The organism is Halospeciosus flavus (assembly GCF_029814175.1).
In the GTDB taxonomy this organism is placed as follows: domain Archaea; phylum Halobacteriota; class Halobacteria; order Halobacteriales; family Halobacteriaceae; genus Halospeciosus; species Halospeciosus flavus.
The window spans coordinates 2914357-2933298 of the sequence record NZ_CP122312.1 but is presented as its reverse complement, the minus strand read 5'-3'; the positions used below and the strand labels follow the sequence as shown (position 1 = coordinate 2933298).

Here is an 18942-nt window from a genome sequence, read left to right as displayed (position 1 = left end):
TTCTACGCTTCTACAGTCTGTCTGTCGTCGTGGCGCTCGCGCTCTTCGAACGTGTGTCGAGAGAAGAGAGTGGGGTAGAGCGGGAGTCGATTCGGACAGTTCGGGTTAGGGCGGTCCGGCGCGAGCGACCGCCGTGTCACACCTCACTCCGCGCCGGCGCCCCACTCGCGCTGCTGGATGGGGCGCTCGCTGACCGGCAGGACGTCGATGGGTTCGTCGCGGTGGGCGAGTGCTTCGAGGGCCGCGCGGGCGCTCGCCTCCGTCGTGTAGTAGGGAACCTCCTCCTCGACGGCGGTCTGGAGCGCGTCGAGGTCGCGGCTGATCAGGAGGTCGACCTCGCCCTGACGGATCGCCTCGGCGAGGTCCTCGCCCTCGTAGTCGGCGAGGTCGTAGTAGTCACCGAAGCCCTCGACGTCCAGTTGGACGACGGCCGTCGCGCCCTCCTCGGGCAGGTCGTTCGACGCCGCGGACTGGGCCTTCTCGTAGGCCTTCCCGAACGTCGAGGCCGTCCCCATGACCTCGCCCGTCGACTTCATCTCGGGGCCGAGACGCGGGTCGGAGTTGGGCAGGCGGTCGAACGGCAGGACGACCTCTTTCACCGAGAACTGCTCGGGGACGCCCTCGGAGACGTCGAGTTCGTCGAGGGAGTAGCCCGCCATGACCTTCGCGGCGAGTTTCGCGATGGGGACGCCGGTCGCCTTCGAGACGAACGGGACGGTACGCGAAGAGCGCGGGTTCGCCTCCAGGACGTACACCTCGCCGTCCTTCACGGCGAGTTGGACGTTCAACAGGCCGACGGTGTCGAGGGCGGTCGCGATGTCCTCGACGACCTCGCGGACGCGCCCGAGCGTCTCCTCGTCGAGCGAGCGCGTCGGGATGACGCAGGCGGAGTCACCGGAGTGGACCCCCGCGCTCTCGACGTGTTCCATGATACCGCCGACGAGCACGTCCACGCCGTCTGCGACGGCGTCGACGTCGAGTTCCACCGCGTCGGAGAGGAACTCGTCGACGAGGATGGGTTGGTCGGGACTCACGCGGACGGCCTCCTCGATGTACTGTTCGAGTTCGTCGTCGTCGTGGACGATCTCCATCGCGCGGCCGCCGAGCACGTAGGACGGGCGGACGAGCACCGGGTAGCCGATGTCGTGTGCGAGGTCGAGGGCCTCCTCCTTCGACTGGGCGGTACCGCCCTCCGGTTGGGCGATGCCGAGGTCGTCCATCAGTTCGTTGAAGCGGTCGCGGTCCTCGGCGAGGTCCATCGCGTCGACGGAGGTGCCGAGCACGTCGGCGTCGAGACCGCGGCGGTCGATCTCCTTCTCCAGCGGGTGGGCGATGTTGACCGAGGTCTGCCCACCGAACTGGACCATCACGCCGTCGGCGCCCGTCGCCTCGACCACGTCGGCGACCTCCTCGGCCGTGACCGGTTCGAAGAACAGGCCGTCGGAGGTATCGTAGTCGGTCGAGACCGTCTCGGGGTTGTTGTTGACGACGTGGGCCTCGATACCCTCCTCGCGGAGCGCGCGGACGGCGTGAACCGAACAGTAGTCGAACTCGACGCCCTGCCCGATGCGGATGGGGCCGCCGCCGACGACCACGACGCTGTCGGAGTCGTGGTCGACCTTCAGTTCGCCGCCCGCGGACTCACCCTCGAACGGCCCGGAGAACCACTCGGGCTTGCGCGAGGAGTAGTAGTAGGGCGTCTGTGCGGCGAACTCGCCGGCGCAGGTGTCGACCTGCTTGTACGTGCGGCCGGGGACGTCCTGCTCGACCGTCTCGACGCTCGCGCCCGCGCCGTCGGGGTAGGCTTCGGGTTCTTCTTCGCCGGTGTCGGCCGTACCTGCGGGGAGCCACGAGGCGTTCTTGTCCTCGAAGTCGCTCCCGGCGATGGCCGAGATCTCGTGGTTCGTGAAACCGGTGGTCGCGGCGGTCGTGAAGTCACCCTCCTGGGCGGCCGCGGCCGCCTCCGCGACGTTCTGGAAGCGCTCGACGTACCACTCGTGGATGTCGGTGAGTTCGACGACTTCCTCGACCGTGTAGCCGCGGTCGAACGCCTCGAAGACTGCGTACGGGCGGTCGGGCGTCGGGCGTTCGAGGTACTGCGTTTCGAGTTTCGAATCGGAGAGTTCGGCCCAGTCGACGTCGGGGTCCTTCTCCGAGGAGCGGAGTGCCTTCAACAGCGACTCCTCGAAGGTGCGGCCGATGGCCATCGCCTCCCCGGTGGACTTCATCGCCGTCGAGAGTTCGAACTCCGTGCCGGGGAACTTCTCCTGGGGCCAGCGCGGCACCTTCGTCACCACGTAGTCGATGGCGGGTTCGAAGGCGGCGGTCGTCTGACCCGTGATCTCGTTTTCGATTTCGTGGAGGCGCTTGCCGAGCGCGACCTTCGCGGTCACGCGGGCGATGGGGTAGCCGGTCGCCTTCGAGGCGAGAGCGGAGGAACGCGAGACACGGGGGTTCACCTCGACGACGCGGTACTCGCCGTCGGGTGTGCCGTCGTCGCGCCACGCGAACTGGATGTTACACCCACCCTGGATGCCGAGGTCGCGGATGACCTCGAGGGCGGCGTCGCGCATCTCCTGGTGGCCCTCGTCCGGGATGACCTGCGAGGGCGTCACGACCGTCGACTCCCCGGTGTGGATGCCCATCGGGTCGATGTTCTCCATGTTGCAGATGATGATACAGGAGTCGCCGGCGTCGCGCATCACCTCGTACTCGAGTTCGACCCACCCGGAGATGGACTCCGTGATGAGCACCTCGTCGTTGCGGGAGAGACGCAGGCCCTTGCGGACGCGCTGTTTGAGTTCGTCCATCTCGTGGACGACGCCGGACCCGGAGCCACCGAGCGTGTACGTCGTGCGCGCGATGACCGGGAGGCCGCCGACCTCGTCGACGGCCGCCTCGACGCGGTCCGCGATGTCCGCCTCGCTCAACGAGGCGACGGACTCGTCCTCGTCGAGCGAGATAGTCGTCGACTTGGGAACTGGCTGGCCGAGGTTCTCCATGCGCTGGCGGAAGAGGTCGCGGTCCTCGGTCGCGTAGATCGTGTCCAGCGGCGTCCCCATGATCTCGACGTCGTGTTCCTCGAGGACGCCCTCCTCGGCGAGTTCGGCCGTGACGTTCAGGCCGGTCTGCCCGCCGAGACCAGCGATGACCCCGTCGGGGTTCTCCTCGCGGATGATCTCCGAGATGGCCTCCGTCGTGATGGGTTCGATGTAGACGGCGTCGGCCATCTCGGGGTCGGTCATGATAGTCGCCGGATTGGAGTTTACGAGCACGACTCGCACGCCCTCCTCCTGTAGGGCGCGGCAGGCTTGCGCGCCGGAGTAGTCGAACTCCGCTGCCTGTCCAATCTGGATAGGTCCACTGCCGATCAGGAGGACGGTACGGTCGTCACTCATCCTTACTCCGTACGAATGCGCACATCGTAATAAGACATACGATACTGTGCAAGATTCGAAACGGAGTTTCGAAATTCGTAACGACAATCGTGCGAGTGTGTGTCTACCAGTGGTTTATGTATTGCGTCGCTGACTCGAACATCGGCGGGGCTCGGCGCGAGTCACCCATCGAGCGCGACAACACCTATACGTCGGGCGACAGTACTGTGTTATGAGGTAGCATGAGCCAATCTAATCGCCGGGCGTCCGCTCGTCCCGCGTCGGAGGAGCGTTCACGACGGTCACTGACCCGCCGTGAGGCCGTCGGCGCGGCCGCGGTGGGGGCGACGGGACTACTCTCGGGTTGTCTGACCGGCGTCGTCGCGCCGGTCGGTTCGCTCACCATCACGGGGACGGCCGCACAGGTGACCGACCAGCGGACGAACGTCGTCGTGACCGTCGAGAACGTCGGCGACCGGTCGGCGTCGGGGAGGCTGTGGGCACGGCTGTCGGTCGGTGACACGAGCACCGAGAAGAACCGCGAAATCACCGTCCCCGCCGCGACGGAGGACGCGTTCACCTTCGAGTTCGACGTCACGCCCCAGCAGTTCGACTACGACGCCTGGATAGAGTGACGCGCACGCGTGGGCGGGGAGAAACCGATTCGCCCAGCGGTTACGCCGGCGTGTCGTACTCGTCCTCGAACTCCCTGGCCTCGCGGTACTCGTCGACGAACTCGGCGACGTCGAAGGCCATCATCTGTTCTTCGAACTCGCTCGCACCCGACTCCGAGTGGCTGACGGCGTGTTCCATCAGTTCGACGACCAACTCCACGACGTACTCGTGGAGCGTGCGGGCGTCGAAGTCGGTGAGCCAGACGAGTGCCGCGCCGACCGCGCCGTTCTTGGAGGCGTCGTAGGCGACCACGTCGTCGGGGAACTCTTCGAGGACCGCCCCCATGAGGTGGGGCGTGCCGAACGTCTCGAACTCGTCGTCCTCGGAGGGTTCGACCGTCTCCTCCAGCACCGCGACGATGGACTCGGGGAACCATCGCGACGGCGGGTGCATGTCCATCACGACGGCGTGTGCGCTCCCGCAGACACACTCGTACTCGCGCATCCCCATGTCGAGGTTCTGGACGTGGACGCGTTCGCCACAGGGGAGGTCGACGAACCCGTCGTCGGTCTGGTCGTCGCCGCCGCTGTCGCCACCGTCCTCACCGGGGTCCGGGTCTGGGACGCGTGGGTTGGGCATCTACGGCCAGTCGTCGCGCTGGGGTTCGGCGTCGGCCGCCGAACTCTCCTCGGGACTGCCGAGTTCCCACCCGGCGGCCTCGGCGGCGTCCTCGACGTCGAGGAACTCCCAGCCGACCTGCTCGGCGAGTTCCTCGTCCTCCTCGTCGGTGCCGACGAAGACGTGTCGCTCGGTGTCGAACTGTTGTTTCACGCTGGAGAGACTCTCGCGTTTCCCCTTCGGCCCGGAGAAGAAGTCCTGGCGGATGCGCCGCTTCCGGGTGAAGTTGGTCACGACGTAGGTCGGTTCGTCGGAGACGACGCCGACGTACTCGGTCCACTGGCGGGCGTCGGCGAACGCCGTCCCGGGCTTCGCGAGTGACTGGAGCGCGGAGAGTTCGAACGCGAGGGTCATGTCCCCGCTGCCGCCGCTCATGCTCATGCCTTCCTCTCGGCGACGAGCGAGGAAAACGGCTTCGAATGTGTCACTCGGCGACGCGAACCCGATAGTAGCCGGTGAATTTGACGAACTCGCCGTCGACGAACGCCGCAGCCGTCCGCTCGTCGACTTCGGCCGTGTCGTCGACGACCGACGGGAAGACCGCCCGCGCAGCGTCGTGTAGTTCGTCGTAGTCGCGTACGTTCGCGTCTACGGGGATGCTGTCCGCTTCCTCGATCGTGATGGTCGGGTTCATCGAGACACCGGCCGATGTGGGCCACGTTATCCTATGACACACGACCCCATAAATGTTGTCCGAGAGAGGGGAGAAAAACGGGGAGGAACGCTCAGATGTCGGTCGCGGTCTCCAGGTCGTCGAGGTCGAAGTTCTCCTGGAGGAGGACGTCTTGCTGGTCGGCGACCTCGACCTCCTCGCGGATGAGTTTCTTGTACTTCGACTGCGGGGCGAGGTTCCCGACGAGGACGCCGCCGATGAGTTTGCCGTCCTTGAACGTGAGGCGGCGCCACTCCTGGTCGCCGTAGGTCCGTTCGCACTCGGCGTCGCCCTTGTCGGGGAAGCCGAAGGAGAGGAACGGGAAGTCGAAGTGCGTGATGGAGTACGAGGAGACCCACCGGAACGTCTCCGGTTCCTCGTCGTCGCCCGCGACCATGTTCTGTCCGACGATGGAGCCCTGTTCTTTGGCGCTCCCCCACGAACCGTTCTGGGCGTGCTCGTCGAGGACGACGTCGTAGAACTCCGTGATGTCGCCGGCGGCGTACACGTCCTCGACGTTGGTCCGCATGTGTTCGTCGACGACGATGCCCGTCTCCGTCTCGATGGGCGTGTCCTGGAGGTACTCGGTGTTGAAGTCGAGACCGATGGCGATGCCGACGAACTCGGAGTCGTAGACGTTGCCGTCGCCGGCGTGAGTGGCGACGACGTTCCCCTCGTCGTCGGTCTCGAAGGACTCCGCGCCCGCCTCGAAGATGGGGTCGACCCCCTTCTCCCGGAGCGCGTCGTGGACGATCTCCGCGCCCTCGGAACTGAGCGCGTAGCGCCACCAGCGGTCGCCGCGCATCAGGTACTTCGCGTCGACGCCCTGGGCGGCACAGATGGCCGCGAGGTCGATGCCGAGGAGCCCCGCACCGACGACGACGCCGCTGTCGGCGGACTCGGCGTGTTCGCGGATGCGGCGGGCGTCCTCGAACGTCCAGAAGTGGTGGACGCCGTCGGCGTCGGAGTTCTCCACGGGGAGTTGGACGGGCGTTCCACCGGTCGCGACGAGGAGTTTGTCGTACTCGATGGTGTCGCCCTCGTGGGTCCGGAGTTCGTGGGCGTCGACGTCGACGTCGGTGACGAGCGTGTTGAGTCGGAGCGAGATGTCGCGCTCCTCGTACCACTCCTCGTCGTGGATGCCGATGGGTGCTTCGGGGAGTTTGCCCTTCGCGAACTCCTTGATGAGAATACGGTTGTAGAGGGGTTCACCCTCGTCTGTGATGATCGTGACGTCGGCTTCCGGGTCCTCCTCCCGGATCGTCTCGGCGGCGGAACTCCCCGCGATCCCGTCGCCGATGATCACGTACGACTGACTCATACTTCGAGGATTGTCATGCGGGGTTAAAGTGGGTTGCTATCCCGCTACGCTTGCGGCACGCGTTGCCGCTGCCGCGGGCGCACACGGCTTTTGGTGCTCTACGCCCAAGCCGGACGTATGAAACTCCGGCAGAACGTCCGGCACTTCGCGGCGCGGAAAGCCCTCGAACTCCCGGTCGTCGGCGACACCGTCCACGACAAACTGGTCGACCTCCACGTCCGCATCTTCGCCGGATGGGCCGACGAGACCCACCGCGAGGAACGCGAACCCCACCTGGAGGCGTTCTTCGACGGTGCCATCGACATGTACCTCGCGGCCCTCCAGGAGGGCTACGACGAGGCGACGGCCCGCGAGATGACCCACATCGTCGGCACCTTCGACTTCTACGACCACGGCTGGGCGGAGATGATGGAGTTCCCGCCCGAGGAGGTCCAAGCCCACTACGAGCGCCACCGCGAGTTCTTCGAACGCCACGACATCTCCGTCGTGGACCCGCTCGGCGAGTTCGAACCCGCGGGTGGCCTGCCGGACGCGCCGGCGACGCCCGAGCGACTCGAAGAGGGGGAGTTCCCGCACGCGACCGGTGGCTTCGCCGACGACGTCTACGTCGAGGACGAGGCCGGCGACGTCCAGCAAGGCGGTCGGGAGGAGCCCGAGGACGTCGACGTCAGTCGGGCCGTCGGCGCGGACGTCGAGCAGTCGAACGCGAAAGAGAACGAGTAGCCGCGTTCCGTCTCAGGTCGTGAGCGGGACGCCGACCGTCTCGTGGACGTGCGATTCGGCTTCGAGCAGCGAGACGACGACCGCTGCGACCGCGTCGGGGTCGTCTCCGGGTGCGGGGCGGACGACGGTCCAGTCGGCGTCGCTCTCGCGGACCAGTCGCTCCTGTCTCTCGTAGTTCGGTTCGTTGCCGACCGTCGAGGAGAGGAACTCGTCGAAACGCTCGCGGAGGCCACCCGCGTCCTCCTTCTCGCCGGTGATGGCGACGAGGCGGTCGGCGGTGTAGCGGTCGAGTTCCTTCAGGACGTTGTGCATCGCGTCGGCGTTGTCGGTGCCGGGCGTGTGCGGGAGCGGTTCGCGGAAAGCCGTCACCACCGCGTCGGCGCCGTGGACCGCGTCTTCGACCGTCTGGATGTCCTGGACGTCGCCCTCGACGACGTGGACGTCTCCGAGGTCGACCGGGAAGTCGGCGGGGTCGGTTTCGTCACGCGCGAGGACGGTGACGTCGTGGCCGGCGTCGAGCAGTCGCTCGACGACCGCTCGACCCGTCTCGGTACTCGCGCCGAAGACCGTGACTCGCATTGGCCGTTCTAGGTGCTACAGGCGGAAAGCGACACCGGAACACGGTCGGCCGACCGCGTCCTGCGTCCCGGTCTGTATGTCACTCGCGTGTCGCGTCGCTCGCTGGCACTCGCTTCGCTCCCGCTCGTCGTTTCGAGATTCTCGCTCCCTCCGGTCGCCCCGAATCTCGTCACTCCACGCCCGAAATCCGGTCCGCACACTCGTAGCCCGCGACGATGGCGCCGTTCAGACTTCGCTCGGGGTACTGCGCGCGTGAGGCCATCCCCGCGTAGTAGACGCCCTCGGCCACCTCGTCACCGAGGTCGTAGGGGACGACCATGTCGAGGTAGCCGCGCTCGTAGACGGGGGCGGTCCGGGGGTTGCGGGCGGTCTTCACCCAGTTGACCGACTCGCGGTCGAAGTCGGGGAAGAGGTCCTCGATGCCCGAGAGCCACAGGTCCTCGACCTCGTCGTCGTCCATCTGCCAGACGGGGTCCTCGGGGCTCTGAATGTACTTCGGGACGTAGAGGAGGTGTTCGCCGCCGTACTGCTCCTCGGGGATGAAGTTCGTGTGCTCGATGAGCGCGCCGAAGGGCGCCTCGTCGGCGATGTTGAGCCAGTAGGTGTCGGTGAGCGACTCGTCCATCGAGACGACCGAACACACCGTCCCCTGGAAGTCGATGTCGCACTCGTAGCCCGTCAGGGCTTCGAGGACGTTGGGCATCGCGGCGACGACGACCGAGTCGACGTCGTAGGTCTCGGCCTCGGCGTGGTCGTCGCGTTCGACGGTGACGGTCCGGACCTGGCCGTCGTCGAAGCCGACGTTCGTGACGCGGGTGTTCGTCTCGACGACGTCGCGGCCCACGTCCTCGACGAGTCGGTCGAGCAGGCGACCGAACCCGCCTTCGAGGTAGCCGAGCGGTTCCCCGCGCAGGAGGTCGCGCTCGCCGCGGAACTTGATGCGCCCGAGGAGCCACGCCGCGCTCACGTCCTCCTTGCGCTGGCCGAACTTCGCGTCGAGCAGCGGTTCGAAAAAGTTCTCGTAGACGCCGCGGGTCGTGTGTTCGAGGAGGAACTCCTTGATCGGGACGTCCTCGAAGTCTTCGAGGCGTTCGTAGGTGTCGAAGGAGGGGATGCCCCCGCGGACGTCGATCTCCATCGTGAGCATCGCGAGCCGGAACGTGTCGTAGAGGCTCAGATGGGGGTAGGCGGCGATCTCCCACGGTTTGTCCAGCGGGTGGACCGTCCCGTCGACGTAGTAGGCGTTCTTGCCGATGGGCCACTCCAGGTCGTCGCCGAGACCCAGTTCGTCGATCAGGTCGACGATGGTCCCCTCGGAGGCCGAGAGGTGGTGGTAGAACTTCTCGATGCGGTCGCCTGCCGTCCCGTAGGTCGCCGCGAGACCGCCGATCTGGTCGGTGGCCTCGAAGACGCGGACCTCGTGACCCCGCTGTTGGAGGCGTCGGGCCGCCGCGAGTCCCGCGATGCCGCCGCCGACGATGCCGATCATACCTCCGAATCCGAGGGGATGGCGGTTTACGGTTACGGTCCCGACGGCAGTCGGGACCTCGTAGCGGTGCATCTCGGTCCTGCTCGACTGGCCCGCTTCGCTACCCTTTTGGCGTGGCGCTCGCTACTCCCTGGCAATGATTTCGGTACGAGCGCCTGCGACGAGTGCGAACCTCGGGAGTGGTTTCGACGTGTTCGGCGTGGCGCTCGACCGACCGGGGGACGTGGTGCGTGTCGAGAAGGCCGACGAGACGACCATCGAAGTCACGGGGATGGGCAGCGAGTACATCCCCGAAGAGCCAGCGAAGAACACCGCCGGCGTCGTCGCCAACGCACTCGACGCGCCCGCGCACATCCACATCGACAAGGGCATCCGCCCCTCGTCGGGACTGGGTTCCTCCGCCGCGAGCGCGGCCGGCGCCGCCGTCGCGCTCGCCGAACTCTACGACCGGGACCTCTCGGGCGAGGACCTCGTCCGCGTCGCCGCCGAGGGGGAAGCCGCCGTCTCGGGCGAAGCCCACGCGGACAACGTCGCGCCCGCCATCCTCGGCGGCTTCACCGTCGTCCGCGACGACGGCATCACGCAGGTCGACGCCTCCCTCCCACTGGTCGCCTGTCTCCCCGAGACGGTCGTCTCCACGCGCGACGCCCGCGGAGTCGTCCCCGACTCGGCCAGCATGGACCACGTCGTCGAGACCGTCGGCAGCGCCGCGACGCTCGCCGTCGGGATGGAGCGCGACGACCCCGTCCTCGTCGGCCGTGGCTTCCGAGAGTCCGTCGTCACGCCCGCACGCGCGGAACTCATCGACGGCTACGCCGCGGCCTGCGAGGCGGCCGAAGGCGCCGGTGCGACGGGCGTCACCGTCAGCGGCGCCGGGCCGGGCGTCGTCGCCACCTGCTACCCGGGCCGCCGCCGCGACGTCGCCTCCGCACTCGTCGACGCCTTCGAGGACGCCGGCGTCGAGGCACGTGCGTTCTGCACCGAAGTCGGCGACGGTGCCGAATTCGTCTGATTCTCCAAGTTCAAGTACGAAGACGGGACCACTCTCCCGCGTGCGCTAACTGTCGCGACCGACGGGAGCGAAATCCGCGGCGGACCCGTCGGTGACCGAGTTCCGAGTCGTCCGCGTGTTCGCCAAAAGATCCGGAGAGTCGGTGGTCCGGTCGCTACAGCCGGTCGACGATAGCCGCGGCCACCTCGTCGGTGGTGGCGTCGCCGCCGAGGTCCGGCGTCCGGGGACCGGCTTCGAGGGTGTTCTCGACCGCCTGGCGGACGCGGTCGGCCTCGTCCTCGTAGTCGAGGAAGTCGAGGAGCATCGCCGCGCTCAGGATGGTCGCACAGGGGTTGGCGACACCCTGACCGGCGATGTCCGGCGCGGTGCCGTGGACTGGCTCGAAGACACCGTTGTCGGAGCCGACGTTGGCGCTCGGCAGCAGGCCGAGACCGCCGACTAGCCCCGCCGCGAGGTCCGAGAGCACGTCGCCCGCGAGGTTGGGGCAGACGATGGTGTCGTACTGCTCGGGGTTCATGACGAGGTGGGTCGCCATCGCGTCCATCAGCGCAGTGTCCGTCTCGACGCCGTTGTCGTCGGCCACCTGCTGGACCGTGTCCTTGAATAGGCCGTCGGTGACGCGCATCACGTTCGCCTTGTGCGCGACCGTGAACCCCTCGGGGGCGTAATCGCAGGCGAACTCCGCGAGGCGTTCGGAGGCGGACTTCGAGACGACGCGGGTGAGCGTCGAGACGTCCTCGGTGAGCCGCGCCTCGTGGCCGGCGTACACACCTTCGGTGTTCTCGCGGAGGATGACGAGGTCCGTCTCGGGCTTGACGGCGTCGACGCCGGGGTAGGTCCGCGCGGGACGGACGTTCACGAAGGAGTCGACGGCCTCCCGTAGCGGGAGGATGACGTCGGCGGCCGTCTCGCCGGCCGCACCGAACAGCGTGGCGTCGGACTCCTCGACGAGTTCGACCGTCGCGGGCGGGAGCGCCTCGCCGGTCTGCTCTTTCACCTCGTCGCCGGCCTCGGCGTGCTCGAAGACGACGTCCGCGTCGGTCGCCTCCAGCACGTCGAGTGCCGCCGGGACGACCTCCTTGCCGATGCCGTCGCCGGGGATGACGGCGATCTCCTCAGTCATCTGCGGACTCCGTGGGCGGAATCTCGTCTTCGGAGATGTACGGTAGCGAGCGTGCCGTCTCCTTCACCGTCTCCGCGTTCGACTTCATGAGGGCGGTCGTGTCCCAGACCCCCTCGACCAGCGCCTTGCGCTGGGCGTCGTCGACGGAGACGCTCAACTCGTTGCCGCCGTAGGTGACGGTCTCCGCGGCGACGTCGACCTCGATGTCGCCGTCGGGGTTGTCGTCCACCCACTGCTGGAGCGCGTTGATGGACTCGTGGTCGGCCGTGACGGTTGGGATACCCAGGGCCAGACAGTTGCCCGCGAAGATCTCGGCGAACGACTCGCCGACGATGGCGTCGATGCCCCAGCGCATGAGCGCCTGCGGGGCGTGCTCCCGGGAGGAGCCACAGCCGAAGTTCGAGTTGACGACCAGGACGTTCGAGTCCTGGAAGCGCTCTTCGTTGAACGGGTGGTCTTTCTGCTCGTCCTCCTCGGTGAAGCGCTGGTCGAAGAAGGCGTACTGCCCGAGACCGTCGAAGGTGACGACCTTCATGAAGCGCGCGGGGATGATCTGGTCGGTGTCGATGTCGTTCCCGCGGATGGGGACGCCCGAGCCTTCGACGTGTTTCACCGTCTCGGCGGGTCCGTCGCTCACGCGCGAGTCACCTCCTTCTCCTCGACCTCTCGAACGTCGGTCACTTCACCGTAGATGGCCGCGGCGGCGACCATCTGCGGGTTCATCAGGACGGTCCGACCGTCCTTCGAGCCCTGGCGGCCGACGAAGTTGCGGTTCGACGAGGACGCGGAGGCCTCGTCGCCCTCCAGTTGGTCCTCGTTCATGCCGAGACACATCGAGCAACCGGCGTTACGCCAGTCGAAGCCGGCCTCCTCGAAGACGTCCTTGAGACCTTCCTCCTCGGCGGCGCGCTGGACGCGCTGGCTGCCGGGGACGACCATCGCGCGGACGTCGTCGTGGACCTCGCGGCCCTCGACGATGCGCGCCGCACGACGCAGGTCGGGCAGGCGGGCGTTCGTACAGGAACCGAGGAAGGCGACGTCGATGTCGTAGCCCTCCATCGTCTCGCCCGGTTCGACGCGCATGTGCTCCTGCGCGCGGCGGGCGGTGTCCTGTTTGTCCTCGGGCAGGTCCTCGGGTTCGGGGATGGGTTCGGTGACGCCGACGCCCTGACCGGGCGTGGTGCCCCACGTGACGACCGGTTCGAGGTCGTCCGCGTCGATGGTGACGACGTCGTCGTACTGGGCGTCCTCGTCGGACCTGATGGACTCCCAGTACTCCTTCAGTTCCGCGAACTCCTCGGGGTCGTCGGGGACCTCGTCGGTCCCCTCCAACCACTCGTAGGTGGTCTCGTCGGGGTTGACGTAGCCCGCACGGGCGCCGCCCTCGATGGACATGTTGCAGATGGACATCCGTCCCTCCATGCCGAGGTTGCGGATGGCCTCGCCGCCGTACTCGTAGACGTAGCCGACGCCGCCGTCGGTGCCGAGTCGGCGGATGATCTCGAGGATGACGTCCTTGGCCTCGACGCCGTCGCCGAGTTCGCCCTCGACTTCGATGCGCCGGACCTTCTGTTTCTCCATGGCGACACACCCGGTCGCGAGCACGTCGCGAATCTGCGACGTGCCGATCCCGAACGCGAGCGCGCCGAACGCACCGTGTGTCGACGTGTGTGAGTCACCGCAGACGATGGTCGTGCCGGGTTGGGTGAGTCCCTGCTCCGGACCGATGACGTGGACGATGCCCTGGTCGCCCGAGTTCGGGTCCGAGAACTCGATGCCCGCCTCGCGGACGTTCTCCTCGAGTTCGGCCATCATCTGCTCGGCCGCGTCGTCCTGGTAGGGACGGGACTGGTCGGACGTCGGGACGATGTGGTCGACGGTCGCGTGGGTGCGCTTCGGGAAGGCGACCTCCATGTCGCGTTCGCGGAGCATCCCGAACGCCTGGGGACTCGTCACCTCGTGGATGAGGTGGAGACCCACGAACAGTTGGGTCTGTCCCGTCGGGAGTTCGGTGACCTTGTGGCGGTCCCACACCTTGTCGTAGAGGGTTCCCTCGCTCATCGTTGACCGCGCTCCCAGACTTCGTTTACGTCGGGCGCGTCGGACGCCGTGTGGCTGACTTCGGCCATCGTTCGCTCGTTCTCCTCGCGACTCACGGCTTCGCCGCTCGTCCGTTCGTCCGCGCTCTGCGCGGACTGACCCCCGTCGGCGACGGTCGAGGGGCCGCGTCGGAACAGTTCGCCGAAGACGTTCCGCGGGTCGTCGGGGTTCGTGTGACTGACCTCTCGCATCGTGTCTCGACTGTCGTCCTCAGTCATCTGCCGGTGCCTCGGGTGTCTCCGTCTCTTCGTCCTCGTCGGCCCACGCGAACAGCGAGCGCAGGCGACCACCGACGTCCTCGATCTGGTGGTTCATCTCGGCGTCGCGGCGCTGCTCGTAGGAGGGACGGCCGGCCTGGTTCTCGGTGATCCACTCGCGGGCGAACTCGCCGTTCTGGACCTCTTCGAGGACCTCCTCCATGTTCTCTCGGACGTTCTCGTCGACGATCCGGTCGCCGCGGGTGAGACCGCCGAACTCCGCGGTGTCGGAGACGGAGTTCCACATCTCGGCGTGGCCACCCTCGTACATCAGGTCGACGATGAGCTTCAGCTCGTTCAGGCACTCGAAGTAGGCCATCTCGGGGCTGTAGCCGTTGTCGACGAGGGTCTCGAAGCCGTGCTTGACGAGGCTCGTGACGCCGCCACAGAGGACGGCCTGCTCGCCGAAGAGGTCGGATTCGACCTCCTCCTGGAAGGACGTCTGGAGGACACCGGCGCGGGCACAGCCGATGGCCTGCGCGTAGGCGAGGGACTCCTGTTTGGCCTCGCCGCTGTAGTCCTGTTCGATGGCGATGAGCGCGGGCGTCCCCTCACCGGCCTCGTAGTTGCGGCGGACGAGGTGACCCGGCGACTTCGGGGCGACCATCGTCACGTCGACGTCCGTCGGCGGTTCGATCTGCCCGTAGTGGATGTTGAACCCGTGGGCGAACTGGAGCGTGTCGCCGGCGTCGAGTTCGGGTGCGATGGCCTCGTAGACGGCCGGCTGGACCGTGTCCGGCACGAGGACGGAGACGATGTCCGCCTCGGCCGCGGCCTCGACGGGCGTGGCGACGCGCAGGCCGTCTTGCTCTACGGCCTTCCGGGTCGACGACCCCTCTTGGAGTCCGACGACCACGTCGACGCCGCTGTCGTCGAGGTTCTGGGCGTGTGCGTGGCCCTGGCTGCCGTAGCCGAGGACGGCGACGGTCTTGTCTTCGATGTAGGAGCTATCCGCGTCTTCGTCGTGGTAGATCGGCTGCGTGAACTTCGATTTGTCTGTCATGGTTGTGTTAGACGGTGTTTTCGGTGCCGTGGGCGAGCGCGGCGGTGCCCGTGCGGGCGACCTCGCGCACGCCGAATCGTTCGAACGCGGAGATAGCCGCGTCGATCTCTGCTTCCGTACCGGTGAGTTCGACGGTGATGACGTCGGCACCGGCTTCGACGGCCTCGCCGCCGTACATCTCCGCGACCGAGGAGACGCCGGCCGGGTCGTCGCCGTCGACCTTGATGAGTGCGAGTTCGCGCTCGACGGCGCCGTCGAGTTCCCGCACCGAGCGAACGTGCAGTTCCTTGCGGAGTTGGCGTTTGACCTGCTCGACGCCGGGTTCGTCTTCTTCGACGACGATGGTCATGCGTGCGAGTCCCTCCTGGGTGGTCGGACCCACCGTGAGACTCTCGATGTTGAACTGGCGGCGCGCGAACAGGCCGGAGACGTCCGCGAGGACGCCCGGCTCGTGGTCGACGAGCGCGGTGAGGACTTCGCGACAGACTTCCGGTTGGGCCTCCGCCTCGGGGTTGATGCGGATGCCCTGCTTGGTCCGCCGGCCCTCTGGCCGGGGCCGTTCTTCGGGTGCAGGTCCGGGGAGTTCTCCAGTCATGGTTACAGGTGCTCACCCCGCAGTGCGAACTGGTCGTTCGCCCCCCCACTTGGAACCATGGGGAAGACTTCTTCACGCGGGTCGATGTGGACGTCGACGACGGTCGGGCCGTCGGTGTCCAGTGCTTCCTCGACGACGTCGGGGACCTCGTCGTAGTCGGTCAGCGTGAGTCCGGTCGCGCCGAACGCTTCGGCGAGCGTCGCGAAGTCCGGAATCCACGGGTACTCCGAGGCCATCCGACGGCCCTCGAAGAAGGCGTCCTGCCACTGGCGGACCATGCCGATGGCCTCGTTGTTCAGGACGAACACCGTGATGTCGAGGTTCTCGCGGACCGCGACGGAGAGTTCCTGACACGTCATCAGGAAGGAACCGTCGCCGTCGAAGCAGACGACGTCTTGGTCGGGGGCGGCGACCTTCGCGCCGATGGCGGCGGGGAGACCGTACCCCATCGTCCCGAGTCCGTGAGAGGAGACCCACGTCCGGGGCTCCGTGTACGTCCAGAACTGGCAGGCCCACATCTGGTGTTGGCCGACGCCCGTCGTGACGATGGTGTCGTCGGACGTGGCCTCGTCGACGGCCTCGACGACGAACTGCGGCTTCAGGGGTTCGTCCTCGGGCGCCTGGTACTCCATCGGGTACTCCTCCTTCCACGTCTGACACTGCTCGCGCCACGCCTCGGCGTCCGGCGCGCGCGGTAGCGCGGAGTCGAGTTGCCGGAGCACCTCGGCGGCGTCGCCGATCAGCGGGTAGTCGGCGTGGATGTTCTTCGAGATCTCCGAGGGGTCGATGTCGACGTGGACGACCTCGGCGCCGGGCGCGAACGACTCGACGCCGCCGGTGAGGCGGTCGTCGAAGCGGGTCCCGATAGCCAACATCACGTCGGTGTGGTTGGTGGCCAGGTTGGCGTAGCCGGTGCCGTGCATACCCGCCATCTCCATCGCGAGGTCGTGGTCCTCGGGGAACGCGCCGATGCCCGGCATCGTCGTGACCACCGGAATCCCGTGGTCGATGGCGAACTGCCGGAGTTCGTCGCTCGCCTCGGCCTTGATGACGCCGCCACCCGCGAGGATGACGGGCCGTTTCGCGTCGGCGATGGCGCGGGCCGCGCGGTCGACGCTCTCGGGGTCGGCCTCGGTCTCGTAGTGGTACTGCTCGGGCGGTTCCGGTTCGCCCGGCACCTCCGAACTGTCACCGTTCGAGATGTCCTTCGGCAGGTCGACCAGCGTCGGTCCCTGTCGGCCGTCGCGGGCGAGTGCGAACGCGTTGCCGACGAGTTCGCCGACCGTGTCGCTGTCGTCGGCGAAGAAGTTCGCCTTCGTGATTGGGGTGGTGACGCCCGTGGTGTCGGTCTCCTGGAAGGCGTCGTTCCCGACGAGGTCCGTCGGGACCTGGCCGGTCAGCGCCAACACGGGGTCGGAGTCCATGTCGGCGTCGGCGATGCCGGTGACGAGGTTGGTCGCGCCGGGACCGGACGTCGCCAGGCAGACGCCGGGGTCGCCGGTGACGACGCCGTACGCGTCGGCGGCGTGGGCGGCGCCCTGCTCGTGGGCCATCGTGATGTGGCGGACGCTCGAGTCGTAGAGGGCGTCGTAGACGGGCATGATGGCCCCGCCCTGGACGCCGAACGCGGTCTCGACGCCGGCTGCTTCGAGCGCAGCGACGACGGACTCGGCGCCGGTTTCGACGGCACTCTCCTCCTGTCGTGGGTTCTCGGTTTCGCTCATCGGTACGGGTGTGTGGGTGTACGCATCGGATTACTGGATACTGGTAGTTCGGGGACGAGACGACGGCCGGGTCTGAGGGAGTGGTATCGGGGGCTTACGCCCCTACGATACCGAGAAGGGAGCGGATCGGCAGGGCGACGCTCGCACCGCTGGCCCCGACGCGCGTGCCGGAAACCGCGGTGTGGTGTCGCATGGTAGTCGAGAGAAGGCCGTCGACCTACATAAGCCTTCCCGGTTCCGCAGACCCTGCCGGTCGCCATCGTCAGGCCTGCACTTCCTCCTTGGGTCGTTCGACGCCGACCTCGGCCGCGAACTCGCGCAGTTCGGTCTTCGAGACCTTGTGCTTCTCCGCGGCGTAGTCTTTCACCTTCCGGGTGACCTTTCGGACTTGCTCGTCGGTCGGGTCGTACCCGTCGTCCTCGAGGTGTTTGCGGACGGCGTGGGTGCCGGTGTGTTTGCCGAGGACGACCTGGCGTTCGTGACCCACCATCTCGGGGGTCATCACGCCCGGTTCGAACGTCTCGGCGTTCTCGATGACGCCCGCGGCGTGGATACCGCTCTCGTGGGAGAACGCGTTGTCCCCCACGACGGGCTTGTTCGCGGGTACCGGCACGTCCGAGCGGTCTTCGACGAGTCGTGACAGCTCGGTGATGCGGGTCGTGTCGATGCCGGTGTCGACGCCGTGGATGGACTCCACGGCCATCACGACCTCCTCGTAGGCCGCGTTCCCGGCTCGCTCGCCGATCCCGTTGACCGACACCTGCGCCTGGTCGGCGCCGGCACAGAAGCCGGCGATGGCGTTCGCGGAGGCCATCCCGAAGTCGTCGTGCGTGTGGACGTCGACGCGTGCGTCGACCTGGTCGACGACGAACTTCACGAGGTCGCCGAAGCGACCGGGCGTGGCCACCCCGCAGGTGTCCGGGAGGTTGATCCAGTCGACACCGGCCTCGTCGACGGCGGTGACGACCTCTCCGAGGAAGGAGGTCTCCGTGCGCGTGCAGTCCATCGGTGAGAACATCACCTCGACGCCCGCGTCGCGGACGCGTTCGACTGCCTCGACGGAGCGTTCGACGACCTCCTCGCGAGTCGCGTGCATCGAGTCCTGGAGTTGGATGTCGCTGGTGGACGCGAACACGTGCACCATGTCGACTCCGGCGTCCAGCGCCGCCTCGACGTCCTTGTCGACCACGCGGGCCAGCCCGCAGGTCGTCGTCGACGTCGCCTCGGCGATGTCCCGGACGGTCTCGAACTCGGCGTCCGAGTTGACCGGGAACCCTGCCTCGATGACGTGGGTGTTCATTTCGTCGAGCACCGCCGCTATCTCGCGTTTGTCGTCGTAGTCGAACGACGTTCGCGGCGTCTGCTCGCCGTCGCGTAGCGTGGTGTCGAAAATCCGTGCGTCTTCGAATTCGTCTTCGTTATTGTGGGCTAATGTGCCCTGGAAGAACTCGGTCCCCCGGACTTGCACCGGGAGTCTCGTTGTGAGACATCGTGTACGAACGTCCAATCGCCAGCATACATAAACCTGTCCCTGTGACAGATTCTTGCGACACCCGGTCACCGGTGGACGTCCGTGCGCTTCGACGAAAACCGCACGCAGGCGGCGACTATTAGGGGATATATATGGTAATAGGCCCCTATTGTCACGAACCTCTCGATTGCCGTCGCGGCGGCGAAAATAGGTGTGGCGAACG

Annotated in this window: 18 protein-coding genes; 3 read left to right on the top strand and 15 right to left on the bottom strand. The window is 67.1% G+C overall.

The window, feature by feature from the left end; all coding sequences use genetic code 11:
• Positions 1 to 143: 143 nt before the first annotated feature.
• Positions 144 to 3398 (bottom strand): carbamoyl-phosphate synthase large subunit, encoded by a 3255-nt coding sequence (gene carB / locus P0Y33_RS15505; RefSeq protein ID WP_279528291.1) that lies wholly within the window; start codon positions 3396 to 3398, stop codon positions 144 to 146.
• Positions 3399 to 3619: 221 nt separating this feature from the next.
• Here carB and P0Y33_RS15500 point away from each other — a divergent pair, with 221 nt between their 5' ends.
• A complete protein-coding gene (locus P0Y33_RS15500; RefSeq protein WP_279528290.1) occupies positions 3620 to 4012 on the top strand; it encodes a hypothetical protein in 393 nt (130 codons plus the stop codon).
• 40 nt (positions 4013 to 4052) lie between these two features.
• Here the strand turns inward: P0Y33_RS15500 and P0Y33_RS15495 are convergent, their stop codons facing one another.
• The 4 genes from P0Y33_RS15495 to P0Y33_RS15480 all read right to left on the bottom strand — a co-directional run bounded on the left by P0Y33_RS15495 (position 4053) and on the right by P0Y33_RS15480 (position 6643).
• Complete coding sequence (locus P0Y33_RS15495; protein ID WP_279528289.1) at positions 4053 to 4631, bottom strand: DUF5815 family protein; 579 nt, start codon at positions 4629 to 4631, stop codon at positions 4053 to 4055.
• A complete protein-coding gene (locus tag P0Y33_RS15490; RefSeq protein WP_279528288.1) occupies positions 4632 to 5051 on the bottom strand; it encodes a DUF7124 domain-containing protein in 420 nt (139 codons plus the stop codon).
• Positions 5052 to 5094: 43 nt separating this feature from the next.
• Positions 5095 to 5304 carry a hypothetical protein gene (locus tag P0Y33_RS15485; protein WP_279528287.1) on the bottom strand — a complete coding sequence of 70 codons (210 nt, stop codon included), beginning with the start codon at positions 5302 to 5304 and terminating at the stop codon, positions 5095 to 5097.
• 91 nt (positions 5305 to 5395) lie between these two features.
• Positions 5396 to 6643, bottom strand: a complete 1248-nt coding sequence (locus P0Y33_RS15480) for an NAD(P)/FAD-dependent oxidoreductase (RefSeq protein WP_279528286.1) — start codon at positions 6641 to 6643, stop codon at positions 5396 to 5398.
• Positions 6644 to 6760: 117 nt separating this feature from the next.
• Here P0Y33_RS15480 and P0Y33_RS15475 point away from each other — a divergent pair, with 117 nt between their 5' ends.
• Positions 6761 to 7366 (top strand): DUF6149 family protein, encoded by a 606-nt coding sequence (locus P0Y33_RS15475; RefSeq protein WP_279528285.1) that lies wholly within the window; start codon positions 6761 to 6763, stop codon positions 7364 to 7366.
• A 12-nt stretch (positions 7367 to 7378) separates the two neighbouring features.
• Here P0Y33_RS15475 and P0Y33_RS15470 read toward each other — a convergent pair whose 3' ends face one another.
• Entirely contained in the window at positions 7379 to 7945 is a 567-nt protein-coding gene (locus P0Y33_RS15470; RefSeq protein WP_279528284.1) for an NAD(P)-dependent oxidoreductase, read from the bottom strand.
• A gap of 169 nt (positions 7946 to 8114) precedes the next feature.
• Positions 8115 to 9434, bottom strand: a complete 1320-nt coding sequence (locus P0Y33_RS15465; protein WP_279528283.1) for an NAD(P)/FAD-dependent oxidoreductase — start codon at positions 9432 to 9434, stop codon at positions 8115 to 8117.
• 136 nt (positions 9435 to 9570) lie between these two features.
• Between P0Y33_RS15465 and P0Y33_RS15460 the strand changes: the two genes are divergently transcribed.
• A complete protein-coding gene (locus tag P0Y33_RS15460; RefSeq protein WP_279528282.1) occupies positions 9571 to 10446 on the top strand; it encodes a homoserine kinase in 876 nt (291 codons plus the stop codon).
• Positions 10447 to 10600: 154 nt separating this feature from the next.
• On the opposite strand, the gene P0Y33_RS15455 is transcribed toward P0Y33_RS15460, so the two are convergent.
• The 8 genes from P0Y33_RS15455 to P0Y33_RS15420 form a co-directional block, all read right to left on the bottom strand.
• Entirely contained in the window at positions 10601 to 11569 is a 969-nt protein-coding gene (locus P0Y33_RS15455) for an isocitrate/isopropylmalate dehydrogenase family protein (protein ID WP_279528281.1), read from the bottom strand.
• Positions 11562 to 12206: a 3-isopropylmalate dehydratase small subunit gene (leuD, locus tag P0Y33_RS15450; protein WP_279528280.1), complete on the bottom strand. Its 645-nt coding sequence runs from the start codon at positions 12204 to 12206 to the stop codon at positions 11562 to 11564. Before leuD ends, P0Y33_RS15455 begins: the two co-directional genes overlap by 8 nt.
• On the bottom strand, positions 12203 to 13630 hold the full coding sequence (leuC, locus tag P0Y33_RS15445) for a 3-isopropylmalate dehydratase large subunit (protein WP_279528279.1): 1428 nt from the start codon (positions 13628 to 13630) through the stop codon (positions 12203 to 12205). The genes leuD and leuC overlap by 4 nt, the downstream gene beginning before the upstream one ends.
• The gene (locus tag P0Y33_RS15440) at positions 13627 to 13887 is read right to left on the bottom strand and encodes a hypothetical protein (protein WP_279528278.1); all 261 of its coding nucleotides are present in this window, start codon (positions 13885 to 13887) and stop codon (positions 13627 to 13629) included. Before P0Y33_RS15440 ends, leuC begins: the two co-directional genes overlap by 4 nt.
• Positions 13880 to 14929 (bottom strand): ketol-acid reductoisomerase, encoded by a 1050-nt coding sequence (gene ilvC, locus P0Y33_RS15435; RefSeq protein ID WP_279528277.1) that lies wholly within the window; start codon positions 14927 to 14929, stop codon positions 13880 to 13882. Before ilvC ends, P0Y33_RS15440 begins: the two co-directional genes overlap by 8 nt.
• A 7-nt stretch (positions 14930 to 14936) precedes the next feature.
• Positions 14937 to 15524 (bottom strand): acetolactate synthase small subunit, encoded by a 588-nt coding sequence (ilvN, locus tag P0Y33_RS15430; RefSeq protein WP_279528276.1) that lies wholly within the window; start codon positions 15522 to 15524, stop codon positions 14937 to 14939.
• 2 nt (positions 15525 to 15526) lie between these two features.
• Complete coding sequence (ilvB, locus tag P0Y33_RS15425) at positions 15527 to 17248, bottom strand: biosynthetic-type acetolactate synthase large subunit (RefSeq protein ID WP_279528275.1); 1722 nt, start codon at positions 17246 to 17248, stop codon at positions 15527 to 15529.
• A gap of 262 nt (positions 17249 to 17510) precedes the next feature.
• Entirely contained in the window at positions 17511 to 18716 is a 1206-nt protein-coding gene (locus P0Y33_RS15420) for a LeuA family protein (protein ID WP_321170500.1), read from the bottom strand.
• Between the last annotated feature and the right edge of the window lie 226 nt (positions 18717 to 18942).

Bases quoted from the DNA above. Each gene is read 5' to 3' on its own strand.
- ilvC (WP_279528277.1), bottom strand. From the start codon at position 14,929: ATGACAGACAAATCGAAGTTCACGCAGCCGATCTACCACGACGAAGAC.
- P0Y33_RS15475 (WP_279528285.1), top strand. From the start codon at position 6,761: ATGAAACTCCGGCAGAACGTCCGGCACTTCGCGGCGCGGAAAGCCCTC.
- P0Y33_RS15460 (WP_279528282.1), top strand. From the start codon at position 9,571: ATGATTTCGGTACGAGCGCCTGCGACGAGTGCGAACCTCGGGAGTGGT.
- P0Y33_RS15480 (WP_279528286.1), bottom strand. From the start codon at position 6,643: ATGAGTCAGTCGTACGTGATCATCGGCGACGGGATCGCGGGGAGTTCC.
- carB (WP_279528291.1), bottom strand. From the start codon at position 3,398: ATGAGTGACGACCGTACCGTCCTCCTGATCGGCAGTGGACCTATCCAG.
- leuC (WP_279528279.1), bottom strand. From the start codon at position 13,630: ATGAGCGAGGGAACCCTCTACGACAAGGTGTGGGACCGCCACAAGGTC.
- P0Y33_RS15470 (WP_279528284.1), bottom strand. From the start codon at position 7,945: ATGCGAGTCACGGTCTTCGGCGCGAGTACCGAGACGGGTCGAGCGGTC.
- P0Y33_RS15440 (WP_279528278.1), bottom strand. From the start codon at position 13,887: ATGACTGAGGACGACAGTCGAGACACGATGCGAGAGGTCAGTCACACG.
- P0Y33_RS15455 (WP_279528281.1), bottom strand. From the start codon at position 11,569: ATGACTGAGGAGATCGCCGTCATCCCCGGCGACGGCATCGGCAAGGAG.
- P0Y33_RS15490 (WP_279528288.1), bottom strand. From the start codon at position 5,051: ATGAGCATGAGCGGCGGCAGCGGGGACATGACCCTCGCGTTCGAACTC.
- ilvN (WP_279528276.1), bottom strand. From the start codon at position 15,524: ATGACTGGAGAACTCCCCGGACCTGCACCCGAAGAACGGCCCCGGCCA.
- P0Y33_RS15495 (WP_279528289.1), bottom strand. From the start codon at position 4,631: ATGCCCAACCCACGCGTCCCAGACCCGGACCCCGGTGAGGACGGTGGC.
- ilvB (WP_279528275.1), bottom strand. From the start codon at position 17,248: ATGAGCGAAACCGAGAACCCACGACAGGAGGAGAGTGCCGTCGAAACC.
- P0Y33_RS15500 (WP_279528290.1), top strand. From the start codon at position 3,620: ATGAGCCAATCTAATCGCCGGGCGTCCGCTCGTCCCGCGTCGGAGGAG.
- P0Y33_RS15465 (WP_279528283.1), bottom strand. From the start codon at position 9,434: ATGATCGGCATCGTCGGCGGCGGCATCGCGGGACTCGCGGCGGCCCGA.
- P0Y33_RS15485 (WP_279528287.1), bottom strand. From the start codon at position 5,304: ATGAACCCGACCATCACGATCGAGGAAGCGGACAGCATCCCCGTAGAC.